This window comes from Bradyrhizobium sp. USDA 3397 (assembly GCF_054060965.1).
In genome coordinates, this window is record NZ_JBSSDS010000001.1 from 5,714,967 (window position 1) to 5,737,500 (window position 22,534).

The following is a 22,534-nucleotide window of genomic DNA, read 5'->3' on the forward strand; positions in this document are numbered from 1 at the left end:
GCTCGCGATTTACGATTTCGGCCCGGTCGGGGGCACCGTATAGCGCGTTGCGTGGCTGCCGACGAGGGCCACAGAGCGCACCGAGGCCCCCGCCTCGATCAGGGCAGCCCTGATCTTGTCGATGCTGGTCGCGCCGGTGACTGAGACCAGGAGCGCCGCGCCGTCGAAGGCGGTATCGGGCACCGCCACGATCTCGGCGAGCGGCGACAGCGCGCGGGCGACTTCGGCGTTCCATCCCGAGACGCGGACGCTGAAGGTCTCGACCTCCGTCACCAGGGCGCTGTCGGCGACGCGCGAGATCGCAAACACCGGCAGCGCGGCAGGATGGTCGGCGCGCTCGATGAAGGGCATTCGCGCGATGATCTTCGGCGCGCCGTCCGCCTCCAGCTCCAGCCACCACGGCGTGCGGCTCGAGGTGGCCGAGACCATTGCCAGATCACCCTTGGATTTCGCCACCGCCTCGACCGCGGCCTGCGCGCTGAAATGCGCGACGTAAGGCACGGTGAAGCCGAAATTGAAGCGCACGGAATCGCGCATCGCCGCCTCGCTGGCCGAGATGTCGGCATGCACCGAGAACGGCGCCTGTACGTAAGTGAAGGTCGAGATGATGACGCGCCAGATGCTCTCGACGGTGTCGAGCGGCAGGATGCCGCGATGACGCTGCACGAGTTCGCGCATCATGGAAGCCTCGCGCGCAGGCCGGAACGCCGAGCCGACCTCCTGGGTCTGCTTCACCTGGATCAGGCGGTCGATGATCTCGCCGCGCTGCATGAGGAGGCGATGCATGCCCTCGTCGATCGCGTCGATCTCCTTGCGCAGTTCCTGCAACGATGGTGGCGCGGGCGGACGTTGGGACATGTCTGGTCGTCGATCGTTCCGATGGGGGATGTCCTGATTAGGCAGTCGGGACGGCGAAAGCAAAGAGAAATGACGTGCTTTGCGGGCGATGCGGCGGAGGCGAATTGGGCCGATCCGGGCCGCGACTTGACGAAAACCGACCAAGACGGTAGCTTTTGCCCGTTCCGTGGTCATTTGAGCCGGCCGGCTTGCAGCCACGTTAAAAAACTCGCTAAACAGGCCGGGGACGCTTCCGATCCCGGCCGAACCTTTCGTTCAGGCCGGGTTTTTCATGGCCTGATGTCAGCGGCGCGGTCGAGCAGCCAGTCGCAAACGAGGTCGATGTCCGAGATGGGTAGCGTCAAGTCGATACCGAGTCCTGCGATCAGCGCCGATGAGCGATCGCACGAGGTGGATCATCCAAGCTCGCTGGTTGCGCATTTCGGCACTGAGCAGCCGCTGCGGCTCGATTGCGGCGTCGATCTCTCCCCGTTCCAGATCGCCTACCAGACCTATGGCGAGCTCAACGCCGATCGCTCCAACGCCGTGCTGATCTGTCATGCGCTGACCGGCGACCAGCATGTCGCCAACGTCCATCCGGTCACCGGCAAGCCCGGCTGGTGGGAGACGCTGGTCGGCCCCGGCCGCCCCATCGATCCCAAGCACTACTTCATCATCTGCTCCAACGTGATCGGCGGCTGCATGGGTTCGACCGGGCCGGCGTCGATCAATCCCGCCACCGGCAAGGTCTGGGGCCTCGACTTCCCCGTCATCACCATTCCGGACATGGTGCGCGCGCAGGCGATGCTGATCGACCGGCTCGGCATCGACTCGCTGTTTGCCGTCGTCGGCGGCTCGATGGGCGGCATGCAGGTGCTGCAATGGACCGCGGCCTATCCGCAGCGCGTGTACTCCGCGCTGGCGATTGCCTGCGCGACGCGGCACTCGGCGCAGAACATCGCCTTCCACGAGCTCGGCCGACAAGCCGTGATGGCCGACCCCGACTGGCACGGTGGCGGCTATGCCGATCGCGGCATCCATCCGCATCGCGGGCTCGCGGTGGCGCGGATGGCGGCGCACATCACCTATCTCTCGGATGCGGCGCTGCACCGCAAATTCGGCCGGCGCATGCAGGACCGCGAGCTGCCGACCTTCTCGTTCGACGCCGATTTCCAGGTCGAAAGCTACCTGCGTTACCAGGGCTCGTCCTTTGTCGAGCGCTTCGACGCCAATTCCTATCTGTATCTGACGCGCGCGATGGACTATTTCGACATCGCCGCCGATCACGGCGGCGTGCTGGCCAAGGCCTTCGCCGACATCAAAACCCGCTTCTGCGTGGTCTCCTTCACCAGCGACTGGCTGTTTCCGACCTCGGAATCGCGCGCACTGGTGCACGCGCTGAATGCCTCGAGCGCCCGGGTGTCGTTTGCCGAGATCGAGACCGATCGCGGCCACGACGCATTCCTGCTCGACGTGCCCGAATTCTTCGACATCTCCCGGGCCTTCCTGCAATCGGCAGGCAAGGCCCGCGGGCTCAACCTCGAGGACCGATAGCGATGTCCGTGCAGGAAGTGTTGCCGCTCGACGGCGTTGCGGCCAGGCCGTCCGGTGATTATCGCGCCGATCATCTGCTGGTCGCCGAGATGGTCAAGCCGGGCTCGAAGGTGCTCGACGTCGGCTGCGGCGACGGCGATCTGCTGCAGCTGCTGGAGACCCGCGGCATCGACGGCCGCGGCATCGAATTGTCGCGCGAGGGCGTCAACCGCTGCGTCGCCAAGGGGCTTGCGGTGGTGCAGGGGGATGCCGACACCGATCTCGTCAACTATCCCGACGATGCCTTCGACTACGTGATCCTGTCGCAGACGCTGCAAGCGACGCGGCAGCCGAAGGTCGTGCTGGAGAACCTGCTGCGCATCGGCCGCCGCGCCATCGTCTCGTTCCCGAATTTCGGGTTCTGGAAGATGCGGCTCCAGCTCCTGATCGGCGGCCACATGCCGCGCACGGAGAATCTGCCGGCAACCTGGTACGACACCGCCAACATCCATTTCTGCACCATCAAGGATTTCGTGCAGCTCTGCGACGAGATCAACGTCAAGATGGAGCGCTCGGTCGCGCTCGATCTCTACGGCCGCCCGGTGCCGCTGAACCTGCCCTGGTGGGTGTGGAACATGTTCGGCGAGCAGGCGGTGTTCTTGCTCAGCCGCGGCGGGGGGAAATAGCCCTCTCTCCGTCATTCCGGGGCGATGCGAAGCATCGAGCCCGGAATCCATCGTCCAACAGCGCCTGCAGCCGATGGATTCCGGGCCTGCGCCTTCGGCGCATCGCGGAATGACAGCTAGTGGGGAGCCAGCGACCGCGGGTCCCGCACCGGCCAACGTCCTGCTTCCACCAGCGTCACGAACCGCTCGACATTCTCATTGAACAGCGCGGGCTCCTCCAGGTTCAGCACGTGGCCGGACTTCGGAAACATCGCGAGCCCCGCCGCGGGCAGGTGCTTCTTCAGGAACAGGCTGGCGCCCACGCACGGCTCGTCCTCGTCGCCGCAGATGATCAGCGCGGGTGTTGCCACGCCTCTGATCGCGTCCGTCATCGTGTAGATCGAGGGACGGCCGCCCTGGAATCCGCGCATGGTGCGCGCCGATCCCTTGGCATCGTGCCGCGCCAGTGCGGCGTAGAAATCGGCATGCCCGCGTGGATCCTTCACCAGGAACGGAATCCGGCTCGGCGCCTCGCGCGTGACTTTTGCGACCTCGGCGGAGCCCAGCGTCTCGAACTGCTCGGCATTGGCGCGGCACTGCGTGCGCCAGGCCTCCAGGTTCTCGAGCTCCGAGCCGGAGCCGACGCCGGCGAGCGTCATCGACAGTGCGCGCTGCGGCGCGTTCAACCCGATCTGCAACGAGGAATAGGCGCCCATCGAAAGACCGACGAGATGCGCGCGCTCGATGCCGAGATGATCGAGCACGGAAAGCGCATCGGTGTAGAAGTGCGTGTAGGTGTAGACCTCGCCGTCAGGCACGTCCGATGGCGTGTAGCCGCGCGCCGAATATGTGATGCAACGATGGCCGCGCGAGAAGTAGCGCATCTGCGGCTCCCAATTGGTGTAGTCGGCCGCGAATTCGTGCAGAAAAATTATCGGCGTTCCCTGGCCCGCCTCCTCGAAATAGATGCGGATGCCGTCCCTGGTCGTGGCGTGGGGCATTAACCGTTTCCCTCTGTTTCAAGCCGTGTTCGAGGATCGCAGTTAATTCTGTTGTCGGCAATGCGGCAGCAGCGCCGAGCACGAACACAAAATCATTGCAGCCATTCGCGGGCGTTGCGTCTTTTTCTCGCCACATCGGGCGGCTTAACGGCCAAACGGATGTCGGCCATTGCACGGGCAGGCGGGAAGTGGGGGTGTCAAGAAGGATGAAGAATGTTCGAGTTGTTTGCGTCTCGCCTGTCGCGTTGTGTTGTCGCGCTGGCGCTGTTCTTCGCGGCGTTCGCCGTGTTCGTTTCTCCGGCCTCGGCACGGCCGTATCATCGTCATAGCGCAGAGCGGCACGGTTACGTGCATCACGCCAGACATCATCACCACCGTCACTATGGCCATCATGCCCGCAGTTCGCGCTTCGAGCGCAGCGCGGCGCAATTGCAGGCAAGCGGCTTCGCCGACACCCAGGCGAGCTATGATCCGAATGCCAATGCCAGCGGTGCCGGCATGAACGGAGGCTTCAGCGGAGGATCGGGTCTCGTCTCCGAGGCGCGCCGCTATATCGGCGGCAATCCGACCGGGCGCGGCCGCCTATGGTGCGCGCGGTTCATGAACATGGTGCTGGAGCATACCGGCCATCGAGGCACCGGCTCCGACATGGCGAGCTCGTTCGCGCGCTACGGCACGCGTGTGTCCGGTCCGCAGGTCGGTGCCATCGCCGTGATGTCGCGCGGCCGCCGCGGCGGTCATGTCGGCATCATCACCGGCATCGACGCGCAGGGTAATCCGATCATGATCTCCGGCAACAACGGCAACCGCGTCCGCGAAGCCCCGGTCTCGCGCGGCAAGATCTATGCGTATGTGATGCCGAACTGACGGTGAGCTGTAGCGACGATCTCGTAGGGTGGGCAAAGCGAAGCGTGCCCACCACTTCCCTTCGCCCGGCGAGATGGTGGGCACGGCGCAAGAGCGCCTTTGCCCACCCTACGGCAGCTTAGATGAGCTTCGGCTCTTCCACCGCCACCACATCGCCGACGCCGACGTCACCGTCGGCGATCACCTCGGCATAGATGCCGCAGTCCATATGGCCGAGACGGCGCGAGAGCGTGGGCGGAATTTCGAGATCGCGCTTGGCGGTCTCGGGGTCGACATTGGTGGCCGGGCAACGGACGATGCGCTTGATCACCTTCAGCCGGGCCTGTCCGATCGCGAGCGTCTGGCCGACGAGGTCGAGCTCCGACCAGGCCGGCCAGCCTTTCACGTAGAGATTGGCGCGGAAGCGCATCGGGTGCACGGCGACGCCGCCGAGCATGGTCTCGATGGCGCGGACGCTGTCGAGATTGATGATGGAGACGACCTTGCGGGCGACGTCGGAGAAGCTGTGGTCGCGGCCGGAGAGAATTTTGGGCGGGCCCTTCAACTCGGGCTGAAAGTTCTCCATGAAATAGGCCTCGATGGCGGCGCGCCCGGCGACGGTCTCGAGATCGCCGCTGGCGACGATCTGGCCGTTCTTGCGGATGGTCAGCACGTTGGTTTCGTCGTCGAACCGGCTGTCGAGCTCGGCCAGCCGCTCATTGCGCGCCAGCATCAGAAACTGGATTTTCGGCTTCCATTCGGGCGCCTCGGGGTTGAACCCGCTCGGGCCGTTCTCGATGGCGTAGCGGCGGTCGGCCGGCAGGGTCTGACCGACCCGCAAAGGAACGTGCGAGAGGCGTTCCGGCGTCAGGCCCTTGATGGGATAGCGGTAGAGGCCGGTGATCTCGGCGGTATGGTTGGCTGTCATGCCGCTACTTAAGGGATTCGGCCTGCCAGCGCCAAGCCCGCTCCCGCGCGCACGAAATCGTGAAGTTGCCTCTTTCGGATCCGCAGCCTGCTTCCCACATCTGGCCCAGGCCGGCGGCAACGCCGGCAAAAGACGACCGTTACCGGTTGAGAAACGTCAATGCGGTAATTGGAAACCCAATGAAGATGCCGTTTGGGGTGCCTTAGAGGGCCCCGAGGGCAGGCCGAGGGACAGAAAAGATGAATATCGAGAAGTATACCGAACGCTCCAGGGGCTTCATCCAGTCCGCGCAGTCGCTCGCGATGCGCGAGGGGCACCAGCAGTTCTCAACCCTGCATGTGCTGAAGGTCCTCTTGGACGACAATGAAGGGCTCGCCGCCGGTCTGATCGACCGCGCTGGCGGCAATTCCCGTGCAATCCTGAAGGCGACCGAGGACGCCCTCAACAAGGTGCCGAAGGTCTCCGGCGGCGGTGCCGGGCAGATCTATCTCGCGCCCGAGCTGGCCCGCACTTTCGATGCGGCCGAAAAGGCCGGCGAGAAGGCCGGCGACAGCTTCGTCACCGTCGAGCGGCTGCTGCTCGGCCTGACGCTGGAGAAGACCAGCGAGGCCGGCACCATCCTCAATAAGGGCGGCGTCACGCCGCAAAACCTCAACGCCGCGATCGAGGCGCTGCGCAAGGGTCGCACGGCCGACTCTGCGACCGCCGAGAACGCTTATGACGCGCTGAAGAAATATGCCCGCGACCTGACCCAGGCCGCGCGCGACGGCAAGCTAGACCCGGTCATCGGCCGCGACGAGGAGATCCGCCGTACGATTCAAGTGCTCTCGCGCAGGACCAAGAACAATCCCGTCCTGATCGGCGAGCCCGGGGTCGGCAAGACCGCCATCGCCGAAGGCCTCGCGCTGCGCATCGTCAACGGCGACGTGCCGGAGAGCCTGAAGGACAAGAAGCTGCTGTCGCTCGACTTGGGCGCACTGATCGCCGGCGCAAAATACCGCGGCGAGTTCGAGGAGCGGCTGAAGGCCGTGCTGCAGGAAGTGACCGGCAGCGAGGGCACCTTCATCCTGTTCATCGACGAGATGCACACGCTGATCGGCGCCGGCAAGGGCGATGGCGCGATGGACGCCTCCAACCTGCTCAAGCCGGCGCTCGCGCGCGGCGAGCTGCACTGCATCGGCGCGACCACGCTTGACGAGTACCAGAAGCACGTCGAGAAGGACGCCGCGCTGGCCCGGCGGTTCCAGCCGATCTTCGTCAGCGAGCCCTCGGTCGAGGACACCATCTCGATCCTGCGCGGGCTGAAGGACAAGTATGAGCAGCATCACGGCGTGCGGATCACCGATTCCGCGCTTGTTGCGGCGACGACGCTGTCCAACCGCTACATCACCGACCGCTTCCTGCCTGACAAGGCGATCGACCTCATGGACGAGGCCGCGGCGCGGCTGAAGATGCAGGTCGATTCCAAGCCGGAAGAGCTGGATTCGCTCGACCGCGAGATCATCCGCCTCAAGATCGAGCAGGAGGCGCTGAAGAAGGAGAGCGATCCCGGCTCCAAGTCCCGGCTCCAGACCCTGGAGAAGGACCTCGCCGAGCTCGAGGAGAAGTCGGCGGCGCTGACGGCGCGCTGGAGCGCGGAGAAGAACAAGCTCTCCGACGCCCAGAAGCTGAAGGCCGAGCTCGACGGCTTGCGTGTCGAGCTCGCCAACGCGCAGCGGCGCGGCGAATTCCAGAAGGCCGGCGAGCTGGCCTATGGGCGGATCCCGCAGCTCGAGAAGCAGCTTGCCGAGATCGAAGCCAAGGAGAATGCCGGCGAGATGATGGAGGAGGCTGTTACCGCCAACCACATCGCGCAGGTGGTCTCGCGCTGGACCGGCGTGCCCGTCGACAAGATGCTGGAAGGCGAGAAGGAGAAGCTCCTGAAGATGGAGGAGCAGCTCGGCAAGCGCGTCGTCGGCCAGGCCGAAGCCGTGCGTGCTGTCGCGACCGCCGTGCGCCGCTCGCGCGCGGGCCTGCAGGACCCGAACCGCCCCACCGGCTCGTTCATGTTCTTAGGGCCGACCGGCGTCGGCAAGACCGAGCTGACCAAGGCTCTCGCGGAGTACCTGTTCAACGACGAGACCGCGATGGTCCGCCTCGACATGTCCGAATACATGGAGAAGCACTCGGTCTCGCGGCTGATCGGCGCGCCTCCCGGCTATGTCGGCTATGACGAGGGCGGCGCGCTCACCGAAGCGGTGCGGCGCCGGCCCTATCAGGTCGTGCTGTTCGACGAGATCGAGAAGGCGCATCCTGACGTCTTCAACGTGCTGTTGCAGGTGCTCGACGACGGCCGCCTGACCGACGGCCAGGGCCGCACCGTCGACTTCCGCAACACGCTGATCATCATGACCTCGAACCTCGGTTCGGAATATCTGGTGAACCAGCCGGAGGGCGAGGACACCGCGGCAGTGCGTGAGCAGGTGATGGGAATGGTGCGGGCGCACTTCCGGCCCGAATTCCTCAACCGCGTCGACGAGATCATCCTGTTCCACCGGCTGCAGCGCAGCGAGATGGGCCGCATCGTCGAGATCCAGTTCGCACGCCTGCAGAAGCTCCTGACCGATCGCAAGATCGTGCTGAGCCTCGATGCCGCCGGCCGCGACTGGCTCGCCGCCAAGGGCTGGGATCCCGCCTACGGCGCAAGGCCTTTGAAGCGGGTGATCCAGCGCTACCTCCAGGATCCGCTCGCCGAGATGATCCTGGCCGGCGATGTCAGGGACGGCGACAATGTCGCGATCTCGTCCGAAGGCAATGTGCTGACCTTCAACGGCAAGGCGCCGCAGACCGCGGAGATCACCCAGTTCGAGGCACCGGTGCCTAAACGGAAGCTGAACTGATGAAATACACGCCCTCCGCGCCAAACTCGCGGAGGGCGTTTTCAATCCGCTAAGAACGCGTCCACCACTGCCTGATCGCGGTCGTAGACCCAGCATTCGCTCAGCAGGCCTTCACGCACGGCATAGACCAGCAATCGTTCCAATTCAGCCGTGCGACCGTCCCGGCTGAATGATTCCCGTGCGAGAATGGCGCCGCGCCGCGGCCCGGCCATCACGTCATCGATGCCGAGAAGTTTTCGGTTGGAGCGGCGTGCGACCTCGGCCAGAGTGGCAAGCGCGGCCGCCTTGCCGTGGTGAGTGCCGGCGAGCGGGTTATGGCCTGCATAGTGCAGCATGAATTCATCGTGGTAGCAGGCGGCGATGGCGGCGCGGTCACCGGCCTGCCAGGCGGTCGCGTAGCGCGTGACGGCGGCGCGGATTGCGGCGATTTGTGCAGCGTCATCTACCAGAACTCTGTCCATCGATATGATCTCCCGGGTCATCGGCAGCGCTGTGCCGGTGCGCTATGATGAGCCATGACCTCGCCTCCCGGCTTTCAGGAACTGGCTATCAGCACGCCGCCCAGCGACGGACCGAAGAGGGCGCGGATGCTCGATTGGGACGCGCGGGTGCTCTATCTCGGTCCAGCCTTCGGGCTGACGCCCCACCGCAATGCCACCGGCGTGCTGGCCGTCGCGCTCGACGGGGCGATAGGCGTAGCTAACGATCCGAGGGCGCGCTCACCGTCTTATCGCCAGACCCGCAGCGTGCTGATCATGCCCAACAGTCTGCACCATCTCCGCATCGATGCCGGACGGACGGCCTTTCTGATTGTCGATCCCCTCGGGCGCGATATCGAGGCGCTTCGCTCACGAATGAAGGAGGTGGGATCGAACGCCGCGTTCGACCTGATCGACGAGAGGTCGGTCGTCGCGCTGTTCTGCGACATCGCGGAGCGACGCCTCGCATCAGAGCACGCGCAGCGAGCAGCCCGCGATATGCTTGGGATTGGATCAAATCCGCAGCCGGATGCAAGAATTGCCGCCGCCATCAAGCGGATGCGCGAGGAGCCCGGCGGTTCGCACACGCTTGCTGAACTTAGCCGCAAGGCCGGGCTTTCGTCCTCGCGCTTCCTGCATCTGTTCAAGGACGTCACGGGTGTGCCGCTCCGCCGCTACCGGATCTGGTCCCGGATCGGCGCTGCCGCACGGGCGGTCGCACAAGGCCAATCGCTGACCGAGGCCGCGCATGACGCGGGCTTTTCCAGCTCCGCGCATTTCAGCACGGCCTTCCGCGACATGTTCGGTATGATGCCGTCGGAATTGTTCGCACGGGTGCGCGCGGATTAATGTCTGCAACGTGCTGTTTGCAGGTGCTCGACGACGGCTGCTGCCGATGGCCAGGGCCGCACCGTCGATTTCAGCAACACGCTGATCATGAATCTCGGTTCGGAGCGTCTGGTGAACCAGCCGGAGGGTGAGGGGCGTCGGCTGCGCATCAAAGCCCTCCCAGCTGGCGCGGATAGGGCTTTCGCTTTTGCAGGGGAGGCCGGGTATCGGCGTAGTGTTGTGTCGTTGAAAAGCCACACGCACTGCGGTTGTCCGCTCTGGGTGTAAATTGATGTTGAACAACCACAGGCTCTGTTGCCATAATTGCATCTCGGTCGGCGGCATTTCCCCCGCGGCCGCGAGCTCGGGGATTTGATGCGAGTCTTTGAGCAACCGACAATTTTAGACTGAGCTCGCAATTTCGAGCTGCGATGACTGAACGCCACAGGCAATTTTTGTTGTGTTTTGCGTGGAGGGGCGGCGGTGTTGACCGTTAGTTTGCTGGGGGCGAGCCGGGTTGCGCGCGGTAACGAGCAGGTTTGGTCGGATCTCGGTCCAGCCGGACGGAGATTGGCCGGTTTCCTTTTCACCTTTCCGGACCGCCCGCATCGTCGCGAGCGACTTATCGACCTGTTTTGGCCGGAGCTCGATACGGACAGGGGACGCCGAGCCGTGAACTCTGCGATCTGGCGCTTGCGAAAGCTGCTCGCGTCAGCTCCGGAGTACAGAGAGGGCTATAGCCTCAGGACCATCGGCTCGGAGACTATTCTCGAGAGGGCGTCTTGGCTGGACGTCGACACCTGGGCCCTGCTTGAAGCGGCACAGGCCGCTCCCACCGGTGTTGAGGCGCACGTGGATCCTTCCACGATGAAGGAGGTTCTCGCCGTCCTGTACCGCTACGAGGGGCCATTCCTGGATGGCGAAGAGGCCGACTGGATATTGGAGGAGCGCGAGCGACTGCATTCCCTTTTTGTGCGGTCGGCAATGACCATCGTTCGTCGCCTTGGGCTTTGTGGCCACTATCATGATGCGATCCTGCTCGCCCGTCACGCGCTGCGCTTCGATCCCTATCGCGAGGAACTGGTTCGTCATCTCCTGACTTTGCTTGCACTCGATGAGAGACGTATCGACGCCATCAGGTACTACGATCATTGGATCGCCATGATCCAGCAGGAGCTGGGAATTTCTCCGCTTCCAGCGACGCGTGCAATCATTGACGAGATCAGGAATCTGCACAACGCCGATGACGCTCAGCATTTACGCATGCAGCTGATGAGCCGCGACGAGAGGCGGCGGGCAGTAAACTAGAGCATGATCCGGAAAAGTGTGAGCAGTTTTCCGAAAAGATCATGCTCAAACAACAACCTAAAGCGCGATGACGATTCATCCTAATCGCATCGCGCTTTAGAGCGTTTTCGAGCGAAGTGGATACTGGTTCGCGCCAAGAAAACGCGTGAAACAAGAATCGAGAGCCCCGGTCCGATTCAATCGGAACGGGAAAAGCTCCAGGCGCCGCAGTCCCCGAATCCGACTGATATCGCAAGCTTGATCAGGGCTTGGCTTGGCCATGGCCGGGCAGGGCTTTGCCTCGCCCGGTCGCATCGTGATTCTACCGTGATCGCGGCGCGATCGCTGCGGAATTCTCGCCGCAAGCCACTGTGACCAGACGGCGACCATCCCGGAACCATCGCGCAATTCTCCCGAGTTCACACCATGCGACGCTCGGCCCATGAGCTCACAACAGCCGCTCTCGGATCAGGTTTTCATTCTGCGCTTCTGGCGGGAAACCGCCGGTGGCAGCGGCGAAGGCGGTTGGAGGGTTCTCGTCCGCAACATCAATACGCGGCGGCGCGATGTGGTCGACGACGTGCAACGCGCTTTCGCAATCGTCACCGCCAATCTGAACGTGGCGGCGGAAGCACATGAAGAGCAGGCGACTTCGACCGTTGAGCCGCCAACGCCCGAACAGTGAGAGACAAGCCGTGCGCAAGATCGATCACGCAACGAGCCGCCAGCAACCATCCAAGCGATGCTTCGATGGTTGCGGGCGTGTGAATCGTCTTGAGCAATTTGATCGAGGCTCGCCACGAGTTTCATTTATTTTGCGAGATTGCGTCGATGCGTAGCGTTTGGGGAATCGTTGCGTTCGCGTGTCTGGGGCTGCTGCTGAGCGGCTGCGATACGACCGAGACGCGGTACTTCCGATACGGGATCGGCACGGAGCTTTACTCCGAAGACATCGTTGCAACGACACATTATCAGGACATCTATCTGACGGAGCTTTGCCGGCAGACCTTGTCGCTCACTTCGACCAGAGAGGGACAATGCGTAAACGTGCAACTGAGTCCCAACGACTGGAACCTGCTCGTGCAGGCAGGACTCAACGATGTCGACCGGCGGTGCGACTCTTATCTCGCCTGGCTTGACGATAGGCGTCGAACCAACACCGCGGTGCTGAAAGAGCTCGGTGATCTCACCGTCGCGAGCCAGGCCATCATGCGCGTGTCTGGCGTGAGCGCTAACCCGATCACGCTCGCAGGCCTTGCCTTCGGGCTCGCCGCCGACACCTTCATCAACGTCAATTCACGCTTGCTGCTCGAAGTCGACAAGACGACCGTGCAGACGTTGGTGTTGAGGCGACGAAGCGAGTACAGGGTCGAGCTCCAGTCGGTCAGGATCGAGAACAGGCCCGCGGCCATTCATGCGATGCGCTCGTATTTGAATATCTGCACGCCGTTCACGATCGAGACGGACATCAACGCGACGATCATGGTATTTCAGCAGGCCGGTGCCGGCGCGCTCGGCGTCAAGCCTCCCTTGGTAGGTGTTCCGGCGCAGCGCGCGGATCGTCCCATCTTCGTGACGCCCGGGCCGAAGAAGCCGACGCCTACGGTGCTCTCCGATATCGAGAAAACTATGGGTATGGATCAAGCGAGGAACATCCAGCGCGTTCTCTGCGTCGATGATACCGGCGATTTTGGTCCCGAAGGCTCTCCGACGCGACGGGCTCTGATCGATTTCATGGGGGCGTCAGGCCTGCAGAGCAGGAAACCCGGCGTAATCGAGAATGGAGATCAATTGGCGACCCTGACAAAGGCCGTAAAAGACGTCCAGTCGTGCAGGGTTGAGGCGCTGGCAAATTCATTCGAAACCGGCATCGTTAGCCGATTTGGCGAAGACAGCGTTCGTGCGCGCATCAAGCGGGCGATTGAAAGCGTAAACAAGCGCGTCACCGAAAAAATTGCGCTGCCACCAGAGCTGGGTACCACTTCGAGCAATGTCGCGGTGGGGGAAACCATTCGTTCGTCGATAACTGCGCTTCGGAAAGCCTATTCCGCACTTGGATTGCCGATTGCGGCCGGAAGCGCAATTGACCAGCAGCTGTGGCAACAGATCACGAAAGACGGCCTGGTCCAGTAACCGAGCGTGGGGACGTTTCCATGGCTAATGAATTTGCTGACCTCAAAGACGAATATTCACGTTTGTTTCAGTCGATGGTGGTGAAAGAGGTTCAAGGCGTCGACACGGCCGTTGCAAGGGTTCTGGGCAATCGGGCCGACTATGAAAAGGTGACGGCGCAAACCGGCGTGCCATGGCCGATCGTCGGGATCATCCATAGCCTGGAAGCCGATTGCAAAATGAATCGCCATTTGCACAACGGCAATCCCTTGAGCGGGCGCACGACTGACGTACCGGCTGGCCGTCCCCCGACAGGATCGCCTCCCTTCACGTGGATCGACAGTGCCGTGGATGCACTGACGATGCCGAGGCACAACCTCGACGCGGTGAAGGACTGGCCGATCGAGCGGATTGCGTTCGAGTTGGAAAAGTACAATGGGTTTGGGTATCGAACGCAGAATACCGGCATCAATTCGCCGTATCTGTGGTCGTTCACAAATCACTATACCAAGGGCAAGTTCATCGCCGATCACGTTTTCGATCCCAACAAGAAGAGCAGCCAGGTAGGCGCAATGGCGCTGCTGAAAAGGCTCCTCGACGGAGGCGCCAGCATCGCTGGGGGCGCCGGTCCAAGCGTTGTCGTCGGGGGCGTGTCATCGACTGTCATGGCGCAGACAAAACCACTGGAAACCGGCCTGTTCCTCGCTTCCGGGCCGTTTGAGTTGCGGCCCACAGCCACGGCCGCTCCTGCCGACGATCCCGACATCGTCGAGGAGGATCTGCCCTGCCTCAAGATCAGTGAAGTTGGGGTGATGTGGGAGATTGAGGTTCAATCCGAGCCGAAACGCCGTGGCTTTGCCCGTGGCGGCATATTCAAGCCTATGATTCCCGAACCGGAGGTCGACATCGACGGCTTTGCTCAGATGTGCCTGAACGCTGCGCGATTCAGCGGAACCAGCGCGCACCATCTGGTGGCTTTTGCGGATACCGAGACCGGCATCAAGAATGTTGCTGCGGTCCAGGGCGACGAAGTTGGTCCTTTCCTCATCAAGGCAGCTGACTGGAATGAACTGATTGCGGATGGGACGACGGGAATGAATGCTAGAAGCCGTTTCAAACCGCTGGCCCAGCCCTTTATCGCAGCAAAGGCGACCGTGGCCGACACCAAGGTTCTGCAGCCGTCGTTGCCCGACAGGCTTCCGACGTCGGCGGAACTCTATCTTGCGCAGCTGGTTGGTGCGGCCCACGCAGTCAGGATACTGGCAAATCCTGACGCCTCATTCCAGACTGCCGTGTCCGAAGAGGTCGGAGCAACGGAGCTTGCGATTCTGAGCGCTATTCGGCCTTGGCTCTTCGGCGCTCCGCTCGACGTAAAATCGGCGCTGATAAAAATCGCTCGCAGGATGGATTTTGGCTACGAGCGCGCGGACAAGCTCTTCCTGCGTGTCGAGCCCGACTTCGATGCGGGCGCTCAGCCGGGGTTCGCCGGCAAGCTCTGTGAGATGGCCGCCAGTGAGTGGGACTTTTTCGGCAATAACACGTTCGATCTTGCCGGTGCGACCATCAAGGCGGGCCACAGGGAAGCGGAGCCAGGTTTTTTTGAACGCATTGGAACATACTGGCGCGTCGTAGGCGACCTCAGCTCCGACGGGCGGACCAACAAACCGTGGTCCGCGGCCTTCATCTCATTTCTCGTGAAGGGTGCTGGTGCAGCGAACAAGTTCCGCGGATCCTCCCAGCATTCTGTCTACATCAGCCAGGGTATTCGTGATTTCGACGGCCGCGCCGAGGCGGCCTATTGGTGTCAGCGCCTCAACGCTCACAAGCCGGTCGCAGGCGATATCATCTGCTGGGCACGAGAAGATGGCGTTGACTATGACCATCAAAAAGGCGGCGACTATGATGGCCATTGCGATATTGTGGTCGAAGTCCGGGATAACGAATTTGACGTGATCGGTGGCAACGTCGGCAACTCCGTCACGAAGCGGACGTTCGCCCTCGAAAATGGCTTCGTCAAGGGTGGCCGGTTTCAGGAAGCGCTTCTGTTCGCGATCATGGAGAATCGCCTGCCTTAGAGGCGGAGAAATTTCATAGTCTCGAACGGGTACAGGGAGCGACGCCTGACAACGCTGATTGCAATGGCGCCACACTATTCGCTGGGAGAACGTCGAAGGCGTTGGCATATACGCCAAGGATCGCAGGGGTCTGTAGTAGGCCGTCGCGTAGTGTGTAGCAGTCGGGCGTCGACTTACTGCGTCGTATCCCTCGTCCTCTCCGGGGGAGTTGTTTTGGGTCCAGCCTGCTAACTGACTGCGGATGCGGCGCCAGGATCGGCCGGGTCCTCCTCCTCCTCCAGCTCCGACAAAATATCCACCAGCTCGCGCACCCGGCCCTGCGCCAGCGGGCGCAGGTCGTTGATCATCGGCTCGTCGTTGGCGAGCCAGGCCTGGGCCTCAGCAAGCTCCTCAGCGGTCGCGCCGGTTCCGATGATCTGGGCAATGGTGACGTCGTCGGCGCGGTCCACGGCTTTGACGACATCGTCGCGTGAGAGGCGCGTCATGGGCGATCCTCCTGCTGGCTTCCGTCCGCGTCTAACTGGGGAACCGGCGCGCCGGTTCCCCCGGCAAGGCGCGTACGCAACTCTTCTCGGCGCCTTGCCGGCTTAGCGGTTGGTGACCTGCAGCGGCCCGCCGGTGGCGTCCGACATGCGGGCGATGGCGCCGCCGCGGCCGCTCATCATGCCGTCGAGCCGGTCGCGCTCCTTCTCGAAGCTTGCCAGCATCGGGCCCTCCAGCGAACGGCCGCGCGGCAGCTTCACGCGCATCGGATCGACGAAGCGGCCGTTGACCAGGATCTCGTAATGGACGTGCGGGCCGGTCGACAGGCCGGAGGAGCCGACGAAGCCGATCACCTGGCCCTGCCGCACCTTCTTGCCGGGCTCCATGCCCTTGGCGAAGGCCGACATGTGGCCGTAGGCAGTCTCGTAGCCGTTGGCGTGCTTGATGCGGATGTACTTGCCGTAACCGCCCTCGGGGCCGGCCTTCTCGATCATGCCGTTGCCGGAGGCGAAGATCGGCGTGCCGTAGGAGGTGGACCAGTCGACGCCGGTATGCATCTTCACGTAGCCGAGGATCGGGTGGCGGCGGCCGCCGAAGCCGGAGCGCATGATGGCGTTATTGACGGGCTTTCTGACCAGGAACTTCTTCGCGCTCTTGCCGGTCTCGTCGTAATAGTCGACGAGGCCGTCGTCGGGGCTCTGGTAGCGGTAGTATTTCTTGGTCTCGCCGCCGACGGTGAGCGAGGCGAACAGCACCTCGTTCTTTTCGCTCGACGTCACGCCCTCGTCCTCGCCGGCGTAAAACACGTCGAAGGAATCTCCGGGCTGCACCTTGCGCTGGAAATCGACGTCGTAGGAGTAGATCTTGATCATGTCCTCGATGACGGGCATCGGGACCTTGTTGCGCATCGCGGTCTCGTAGATGCTCTGGTAGAGCCGCACTCCGGAGCCGTCATCGTCATCCTCGTCGTCGCTGCTGGCGTTGGCCGCAGTATCGGCGACGGTGTTCATGCTGGAGACGTCGACGGCGACGTATTTGCCGAGATCGGACAGCGCCGCGATCGCTTCCACCATCGTGTCGTTTGCAACCACGACGCGATAGGGCTGCAAGCGGGCGCCGGGGCTTGCCGGCGCCATCAGGATGCGGAGCTTCTCGCCTTCCTTCAGGCCGCCGTCGCGGCCGCGCGGTCCGAGCGTCGCGGTGATCGCCTTGATCTCGTCGGCATTGGCGCCGAGATCGCGCAGCACGCCGGCGACGCTGTCGCCCTTCTTGACCATGTGGACGCGTTCGCCGTTGGGATTGCCGCCGGTGATCTGCTCCTTGGTCTTGGGCAGCAACGTGACATTTTCCGGCACCACGCGCGTCTCGAAGCCGGCATAGGGGTCGGACGGCGAGGCCTCGGCGGCGTAAGCGGTTCTGATGTCGGAAGGACCGGTCGCGCCGGAGATGTCGGCAGCCGTGTTGGCGAGCGAGGCGTAGCGCACCCCGCCATTGCCGCGCCAATTGGCGGCATCGCGCACCCGCATCAGGATGTCGTCGAGTGCCACCACCGCGGAAATCTTGGCCTTCGGCAGCACCGGCGACAGGTCCTTGGTGACGAAGGACACTTCCGCGTCGGGCTCGACGGCTTCGGGATTGTTGGGATCGTCGGACGCCGTCTTCGGGTCGGAGCCGACATCGGTCAGCAGGCGCTGGGCGTTGAACGGCGGGATCTTTGCCGACAGATCGCTCGTCGTCATCGACAGATTGCCGGCGATCCGCACGAACGGACGCACCCGCATCACGTCACGGTTGCCGACGCGGGCAACCGTCGAGACGCGCATCACGTTGCGCGAAGCGGTGGATTCGCTCGGCGGCGGCAGGCGATCGCTCTTGTGCAGCGTGGCGGCACGATCGGCGGCGCCGAATGCGCCGCGCAGCGCGCCTTCGACCCGCTCCGGCACCTTGGCGAAGGTCATCTCGCCGTCGAGCGAAGCGAAAACGGCGCCGCCGATCAGGGCTGCGCCGCAGAGTCCGGTCAAAATTGTCCCGCTGAACCATTGCACCGAGACGCGGCGGCGGTCGATCACCGCGGCTTCAGAACCATCGACGGACAGCGGCGGCTCGTGGCCGAGATCGATGATCCCGGTCTCACGCCCGTAAGTGCCGCGTGACGTCCTGTGGTTCAACCCAAGTCCCCCAACTCAACGACCCAAGATGCCCGGTTTCGAACCTGTCCCAGGCTGCCCTCTTGAACGGGGATCGCCGGAGCAGGCAAGCCGCACAACTGTCCGCGCCCAGAAAGCCCCTTGATGGGGCCGGCCGAAATTACGAACAGCTGGACGGGTAAAGCTCTCTCGATGTCTTTCGAATGCCGAAGGAAGGTCGCGTCATCTGCAACATCGCCTTCCTCTGACCCCATGAAAATCGCCGGCAGCCCCCACAGGCGTCCCCGCGATTCAAGCTTGTCTCTTATCAGAACGCCGCGGGATTGTGGCTCAAGTACGGCGCCAAATATGGAAAAAGTTTCCTAAATGCCGGGCCGTAAAGGCCCCCGTCAGATCACGGGCTGAGCTCGGGCGGGGTGGGGGGCAGGGCCGCCTATAGCGGGGGAGGCGGGCGTCTGGCCGGGGGGCCGTCAGCCCTTGGGACGACACGCCCCCGGGGTGGCGGGGGTGCGGAGGAGGGGCCCCGGGGGAGGCCGCCAGGGAGGGCTCCAAGGCGCTCTCCGGAGCCCGCCGGCGGGCAAACTTTTTTTCAGATTTTTTGCCGGGCGGGCTCGTCCGGCGCGACCGACAGCCTTCTAACCGCCTGGAATCGTGTATGTTTTGTCGACCTTCCACTGTGCGACGATTTGTTGACGATTGGCGTTGACAGGCCGGAAGGTGGGGCCTATAACCCCAACCACTGAGCGCGGCGCCGCCGGGTCACTGACCAAGGCGAGCGAACGCGCCACTGATGCTCCTCACCTTGTTGAGTGACACAACAGCCGACACCAGTCGGTTGGAGTTCATCCATCGTCGGTAAGGGTGTCGGAACCCTTCCTCTCAGGAAGGTTGAGGCCTCCACGGTCTCGGGCTGTTTGACAAGTGAAGATGAAGAAAGAGAAACGTGGACGGCGGAGTCCTTGCGGGTCTCGCTTCCGAGAAGCTTCGGCTTTTCTGATCGAGACCGGACGAAAGACTTCGGCGGTACACGTTTTAAAGGAAACACCATCGTTGCCAGCGATGTGAATCGCGGGCAGCACATCGACTTCGGTCGATAATGGTGGGACCTCGTCAAACGTTGTGATCAGCCGGTTCAAAGTTCAAGTCCAACTTGAGAGTTTGATCCTGGCTCAGAGCGAACGCTGGCGGCAGGCTTAACACATGCAAGTCGAGCGGGCGTAGCAATACGTCAGCGGCAGACGGGTGAGTAACGCGTGGGAACGTACCTTTTGGTTCGGAACAACACAGGGAAACTTGTGCTAATACCGGATAAGCCCTTACGGGGAAAGATTTATCGCCGAAAGATCGGCCCGCGTCTGATTAGCTAGTTGGTGAGGTAATGGCTCACCAAGGCGACGATCAGTAGCTGGTCTGAGAGGATGATCAGCCACATTGGGACTGAGACACGGCCCAAACTCCTACGGGAGGCAGCAGTGGGGAATATTGGACAATGGGGGCAACCCTGATCCAGCCATGCCGCGTGAGTGATGAAGGCCCTAGGGTTGTAAAGCTCTTTTGTGCGGGAAGATAATGACGGTACCGCAAGAATAAGCCCCGGCTAACTTCGTGCCAGCAGCCGCGGTAATACGAAGGGGGCTAGCGTTGCTCGGAATCACTGGGCGTAAAGGGTGCGTAGGCGGGTCTTTAAGTCAGGGGTGAAATCCTGGAGCTCAACTCCAGAACTGCCTTTGATACTGAAGATCTTGAGTCCGGGAGAGGTGAGTGGAACTGCGAGTGTAGAGGTGAAATTCGTAGATATTCGCAAGAACACCAGTGGCGAAGGCGGCTCACTGGCCCGGTACTGACGCTGAGGCACGAAAGCGTGGGGAGCAAACAGGATTAGATACCCTGGTAGTCCACGCCGTAAACGATGAATGCCAGCCGTTAGTGGGTTTACTCACTAGTGGCGCAGCTAACGCTTTAAGCATTCCGCCTGGGGAGTACGGTCGCAAGATTAAAACTCAAAGGAATTGACGGGGGCCCGCACAAGCGGTGGAGCATGTGGTTTAATTCGACGCAACGCGCAGAACCTTACCAGCCCTTGACATGTCCAGGACCGGTCGCAGAGATGTGACCCTCTCTTCGGAGCCTGGAGCACAGGTGCTGCATGGCTGTCGTCAGCTCGTGTCGTGAGATGTTGGGTTAAGTCCCGCAACGAGCGCAACCCCCGTCCTTAGTTGCTACCATTTAGTTGAGCACTCTAAGGAGACTGCCGGTGATAAGCCGCGAGGAAGGTGGGGATGACGTCAAGTCCTCATGGCCCTTACGGGCTGGGCTACACACGTGCTACAATGGCGGTGACAATGGGATGCTAAGGGGCGACCCTTCGCAAATCTCAAAAAGCCGTCTCAGTTCGGATTGGGCTCTGCAACTCGAGCCCATGAAGTTGGAATCGCTAGTAATCGTGGATCAGCACGCCACGGTGAATACGTTCCCGGGCCTTGTACACACCGCCCGTCACACCATGGGAGTTGGTTTTACCTGAAGACGGTGCGCTAACCCGCAAGGGAGGCAGCCGGCCACGGTAGGGTCAGCGACTGGGGTGAAGTCGTAACAAGGTAGCCGTAGGGGAACCTGCGGCTGGATCACCTCCTTTCTAAGGATGATCCTTCAGCGAGCTCACGCTCACTATCGGATCGTTTTAGAAACATCAGTGGCCAACAGATCGCCAGATCGTTGAGCTGCATTGGCGGGATTTCGCCGTCTTCGTTTCTCTTTCTTCGCGGACGAACACGCGCTGGGCCTGCATCAAGCAGGATCCCACGGTCCCTGACGGGATATGCGTTAGGGGCTTGTAGCTCAGTTGGTTAGAGCGCGCGCTTGATAAGCGTGAGGTCGGAAGTTCAAGTCTTCCCAGGCCCACCAGCCTTCGCGCTTCGCTGCTTCGGCTAGGCAAGCCTTTCGAAACGAAGGCTGCCGCGCCGTAGCCTTGGCGAAGGCGGGCTAATCAAACGAGCATTCGTCTTCTGGTTACGGGGCCATAGCTCAGCTGGGAGAGCGCGTGCTTTGCAAGCATGAGGTCGTCGGTTCGATCCCGTCTGGCTCCACCAGCCTTCGCAGGCTACGCCTGCTTCGGCTAGGCGAGCCAGTCGGTAGCGAAGGCTGCCGCGCCATAGCCGAAAGGCGAAGGCGGGCTACTTCTGATCCCGTAACCATCATCGTCCGCGAAACATCACTTCGCATCCTGCTAGTCTGGATAGACAGCAAGATGCGTGTTTTCTGACATCGTAAAGAGGAGATCGATCCGAGTTGGGTCGTGCAGCAGATTGTTGCGCGAATCCTCCATTATCTCCGGATCATTTTTGGCGCTCGCTTTCAGCCGTGAGGTTGAATGCGAGTTGTAAAATGATCCTTTTAGCGAAGCTTGACCGCCTCGCTATCGGAACGATCTTACGAAGCAAGCTGGTCTTTCTAGTCAATGTCCGGCTGCAGATAGCGTTCATCGAGGGCGCGCGCCGCAAGGTAATTCTGCAGACAACATTCTGCCGAGTGTGTGGACATTGATAATGAGAGCAATCAAGTGCCTTAAGGGTGTTCGGTGGATGCCTTGGCGCTGAGAGGCGATGAAGGACGTGCTACGCTGCGATAAGCCGTGGGGAGCTGCGAAGAAGCTTTGATCCGCGGATTTCCGAATGGGGAAACCCACCTTCGATAGCCGGAACTCCAAGACCTTGTGTCTTGGTGTTCGACCAGAAATGATCGGGACCATGACCCTAGAGGTTTTGGATTTCCGGTTATCAAGAGAAGGTATGAGACTTCTGAATACATAGGAGGTTTCAAGCAAACCCAGGGAACTGAAACATCTAAGTACCTGGAGGAAAGGACATCAACAGAGACTCCGTTAGTAGTGGCGAGCGAACGCGGACCAGGCCAGTGATACATCAAAGACAATCGGAACCAGTCAGGAAAGCTGGGCCTCAGAGGGTGATAGCCCCGTACGAGTAATGCGATGATGTATCCACGAGTAAGGCGGGACACGTGCAATCCTGTCTGAACACGGGGGGACCACCCTCCAAGCCTAAGTACTCCTCAGCGACCGATAGCGAACCAGTACCGTGAGGGAAAGGTGAAAAGCACCCCGACGAGGGGAGTGAAATAGACCTGAAACCGGACACCTACAAACAGATGGAGCTCAAGATTCGTTCTGGGTGACATCGTACCTTTTGTATTATGGGCCAGCGACTTAATTTAACGAGCAAGCTTAAGCCGATAGGCGAAGGCGTAGCGAAAGCGAGTCTGAATAGGGCGCCAAGTTCGTTGTATTAGACCCGAAACCTAGTGATCTAGCCATGAGCAGGTTGAAGGTGAGGTAACACTCACTGGAGGACCGAACGGGTGCCTGTTGAAAAAGGCTCCGATGACTTGTGGTTAGGGGTGAAAGGCCAATCAAACTGG

General features: G+C 61.9%; 15 protein-coding genes, 2 tRNA genes, 2 rRNA genes and 1 riboswitch (1 of these 20 running past the window's edge). Of the genes, 13 read left to right on the forward strand and 6 right to left on the reverse strand.

The annotated features are described in order from the left end of the window. Positions 1-9: 9 nt before the first annotated feature. Positions 10-858, reverse strand: coding sequence for a chorismate mutase (locus ACVWYQ_RS26420; RefSeq protein WP_456726543.1), 849 nt, complete (start codon positions 856-858; stop codon positions 10-12). A 156-nt stretch (positions 859-1,014) separates the two neighbouring features. Next, positions 1,015-1,094, forward strand: a riboswitch (SAM riboswitch). 94 nt (positions 1,095-1,188) lie between these two features. On the opposite strand from ACVWYQ_RS26420, the gene metX reads away from it, so the two are divergent. Further along, positions 1,189-2,391, forward strand: coding sequence for a homoserine O-acetyltransferase MetX (metX, locus tag ACVWYQ_RS26425; protein WP_456727210.1), 1,203 nt, complete (start codon positions 1,189-1,191; stop codon positions 2,389-2,391). 2 nt (positions 2,392-2,393) lie between these two features. Beyond that, entirely contained in the window at positions 2,394-3,056 is a 663-nt protein-coding gene (gene metW, locus ACVWYQ_RS26430; protein WP_157286836.1) for a methionine biosynthesis protein MetW, read from the forward strand. A 116-nt stretch (positions 3,057-3,172) separates the two neighbouring features. Here the strand turns inward: metW and ACVWYQ_RS26435 are convergent, their stop codons facing one another. Further along, positions 3,173-4,036: an alpha/beta fold hydrolase gene (locus ACVWYQ_RS26435; protein WP_271546089.1), complete on the reverse strand. Its 864-nt coding sequence runs from the start codon at positions 4,034-4,036 to the stop codon at positions 3,173-3,175. 213 nt (positions 4,037-4,249) lie between these two features. Here ACVWYQ_RS26435 and ACVWYQ_RS26440 point away from each other — a divergent pair, with 213 nt between their 5' ends. Next, positions 4,250-4,903, forward strand: coding sequence for a TIGR02594 family protein (locus ACVWYQ_RS26440; RefSeq protein WP_271546087.1), 654 nt, complete (start codon positions 4,250-4,252; stop codon positions 4,901-4,903). A 118-nt stretch (positions 4,904-5,021) separates the two neighbouring features. Here ACVWYQ_RS26440 and ACVWYQ_RS26445 read toward each other — a convergent pair whose 3' ends face one another. Then, positions 5,022-5,810 (reverse strand): MOSC domain-containing protein, encoded by a 789-nt coding sequence (locus ACVWYQ_RS26445; protein ID WP_456726544.1) that lies wholly within the window; start codon positions 5,808-5,810, stop codon positions 5,022-5,024. Positions 5,811-6,049: 239 nt separating this feature from the next. Between ACVWYQ_RS26445 and clpB the strand changes: the two genes are divergently transcribed. Further along, entirely contained in the window at positions 6,050-8,689 is a 2,640-nt protein-coding gene (gene clpB, locus ACVWYQ_RS26450; protein WP_271546083.1) for an ATP-dependent chaperone ClpB, read from the forward strand. A 41-nt stretch (positions 8,690-8,730) separates the two neighbouring features. Here the strand turns inward: clpB and ACVWYQ_RS26455 are convergent, their stop codons facing one another. Continuing rightward, entirely contained in the window at positions 8,731-9,150 is a 420-nt protein-coding gene (locus ACVWYQ_RS26455) for a nuclear transport factor 2 family protein (RefSeq protein ID WP_271546081.1), read from the reverse strand. A gap of 54 nt (positions 9,151-9,204) precedes the next feature. Between ACVWYQ_RS26455 and ACVWYQ_RS26460 the strand changes: the two genes are divergently transcribed. The 5 genes from ACVWYQ_RS26460 to ACVWYQ_RS26480 all read left to right on the forward strand — a co-directional run bounded on the left by ACVWYQ_RS26460 (position 9,205) and on the right by ACVWYQ_RS26480 (position 15,470). Then, positions 9,205-10,017, forward strand: a complete 813-nt coding sequence (locus ACVWYQ_RS26460; RefSeq protein ID WP_456726545.1) for a helix-turn-helix domain-containing protein — start codon at positions 9,205-9,207, stop codon at positions 10,015-10,017. A gap of 462 nt (positions 10,018-10,479) precedes the next feature. After that, positions 10,480-11,304, forward strand: a complete 825-nt coding sequence (locus ACVWYQ_RS26465) for an AfsR/SARP family transcriptional regulator (RefSeq protein WP_456726546.1) — start codon at positions 10,480-10,482, stop codon at positions 11,302-11,304. 421 nt (positions 11,305-11,725) lie between these two features. Beyond that, positions 11,726-11,968 (forward strand): hypothetical protein, encoded by a 243-nt coding sequence (locus ACVWYQ_RS26470; protein WP_404545557.1) that lies wholly within the window; start codon positions 11,726-11,728, stop codon positions 11,966-11,968. A gap of 89 nt (positions 11,969-12,057) precedes the next feature. Next, entirely contained in the window at positions 12,058-13,416 is a 1,359-nt protein-coding gene (locus ACVWYQ_RS26475; protein ID WP_271546073.1) for a hypothetical protein, read from the forward strand. A gap of 20 nt (positions 13,417-13,436) precedes the next feature. After that, the gene (locus ACVWYQ_RS26480) at positions 13,437-15,470 is read left to right on the forward strand and encodes a DUF2272 domain-containing protein (protein ID WP_404545559.1); all 2,034 of its coding nucleotides are present in this window, start codon (positions 13,437-13,439) and stop codon (positions 15,468-15,470) included. Between the two features lie 227 nt (positions 15,471-15,697). On the opposite strand, the gene ACVWYQ_RS26485 is transcribed toward ACVWYQ_RS26480, so the two are convergent. After that, positions 15,698-15,955 (reverse strand): hypothetical protein, encoded by a 258-nt coding sequence (locus ACVWYQ_RS26485; RefSeq protein WP_271546069.1) that lies wholly within the window; start codon positions 15,953-15,955, stop codon positions 15,698-15,700. A 102-nt stretch (positions 15,956-16,057) separates the two neighbouring features. Then, entirely contained in the window at positions 16,058-18,121 is a 2,064-nt protein-coding gene (locus ACVWYQ_RS26490) for a M23 family metallopeptidase (protein WP_271546067.1), read from the reverse strand. Positions 18,122-19,246: 1,125 nt separating this feature from the next. Between ACVWYQ_RS26490 and ACVWYQ_RS26495 the strand changes: the two genes are divergently transcribed. From ACVWYQ_RS26495 to ACVWYQ_RS26510, 4 genes are all read left to right on the forward strand, one after another. Continuing rightward, positions 19,247-20,735, forward strand: a 16S ribosomal RNA gene (locus tag ACVWYQ_RS26495). 192 nt (positions 20,736-20,927) lie between these two features. Further along, positions 20,928-21,004 (forward strand) — tRNA-Ile (locus tag ACVWYQ_RS26500). 109 nt (positions 21,005-21,113) lie between these two features. After that, positions 21,114-21,189: transfer RNA gene (locus ACVWYQ_RS26505), tRNA-Ala, on the forward strand. Between the two features lie 464 nt (positions 21,190-21,653). Continuing rightward, positions 21,654-22,534, forward strand: a 23S ribosomal RNA gene (locus tag ACVWYQ_RS26510) (it continues 1,966 nt past the right edge of the window). Together the 16S and 23S rRNA genes with 2 tRNA genes alongside form the textbook arrangement of a ribosomal RNA operon.

Coding starts and splice junctions, on each gene's coding strand:
- ACVWYQ_RS26485 (WP_271546069.1), bottom strand. CDS start 15,955: ATGACGCGCCTCTCACGCGACGATGTCGTCAAAGCCGTGGACCGCGCC.
- ACVWYQ_RS26480 (WP_404545559.1), top strand. CDS start 13,437: ATGGCTAATGAATTTGCTGACCTCAAAGACGAATATTCACGTTTGTTT.
- metW (WP_157286836.1), top strand. CDS start 2,394: ATGTCCGTGCAGGAAGTGTTGCCGCTCGACGGCGTTGCGGCCAGGCCG.
- metX (WP_456727210.1), top strand. CDS start 1,189: ATGGGTAGCGTCAAGTCGATACCGAGTCCTGCGATCAGCGCCGATGAG.
- ACVWYQ_RS26455 (WP_271546081.1), bottom strand. CDS start 9,150: ATGGACAGAGTTCTGGTAGATGACGCTGCACAAATCGCCGCAATCCGC.
- ACVWYQ_RS26470 (WP_404545557.1), top strand. CDS start 11,726: ATGAGCTCACAACAGCCGCTCTCGGATCAGGTTTTCATTCTGCGCTTC.
- ACVWYQ_RS26435 (WP_271546089.1), bottom strand. CDS start 4,036: ATGCCCCACGCCACGACCAGGGACGGCATCCGCATCTATTTCGAGGAG.
- ACVWYQ_RS26445 (WP_456726544.1), bottom strand. CDS start 5,810: ATGACAGCCAACCATACCGCCGAGATCACCGGCCTCTACCGCTATCCC.
- ACVWYQ_RS26440 (WP_271546087.1), top strand. CDS start 4,250: ATGTTCGAGTTGTTTGCGTCTCGCCTGTCGCGTTGTGTTGTCGCGCTG.
- ACVWYQ_RS26460 (WP_456726545.1), top strand. CDS start 9,205: ATGACCTCGCCTCCCGGCTTTCAGGAACTGGCTATCAGCACGCCGCCC.
- ACVWYQ_RS26420 (WP_456726543.1), bottom strand. CDS start 858: ATGTCCCAACGTCCGCCCGCGCCACCATCGTTGCAGGAACTGCGCAAG.
- clpB (WP_271546083.1), top strand. CDS start 6,050: ATGAATATCGAGAAGTATACCGAACGCTCCAGGGGCTTCATCCAGTCC.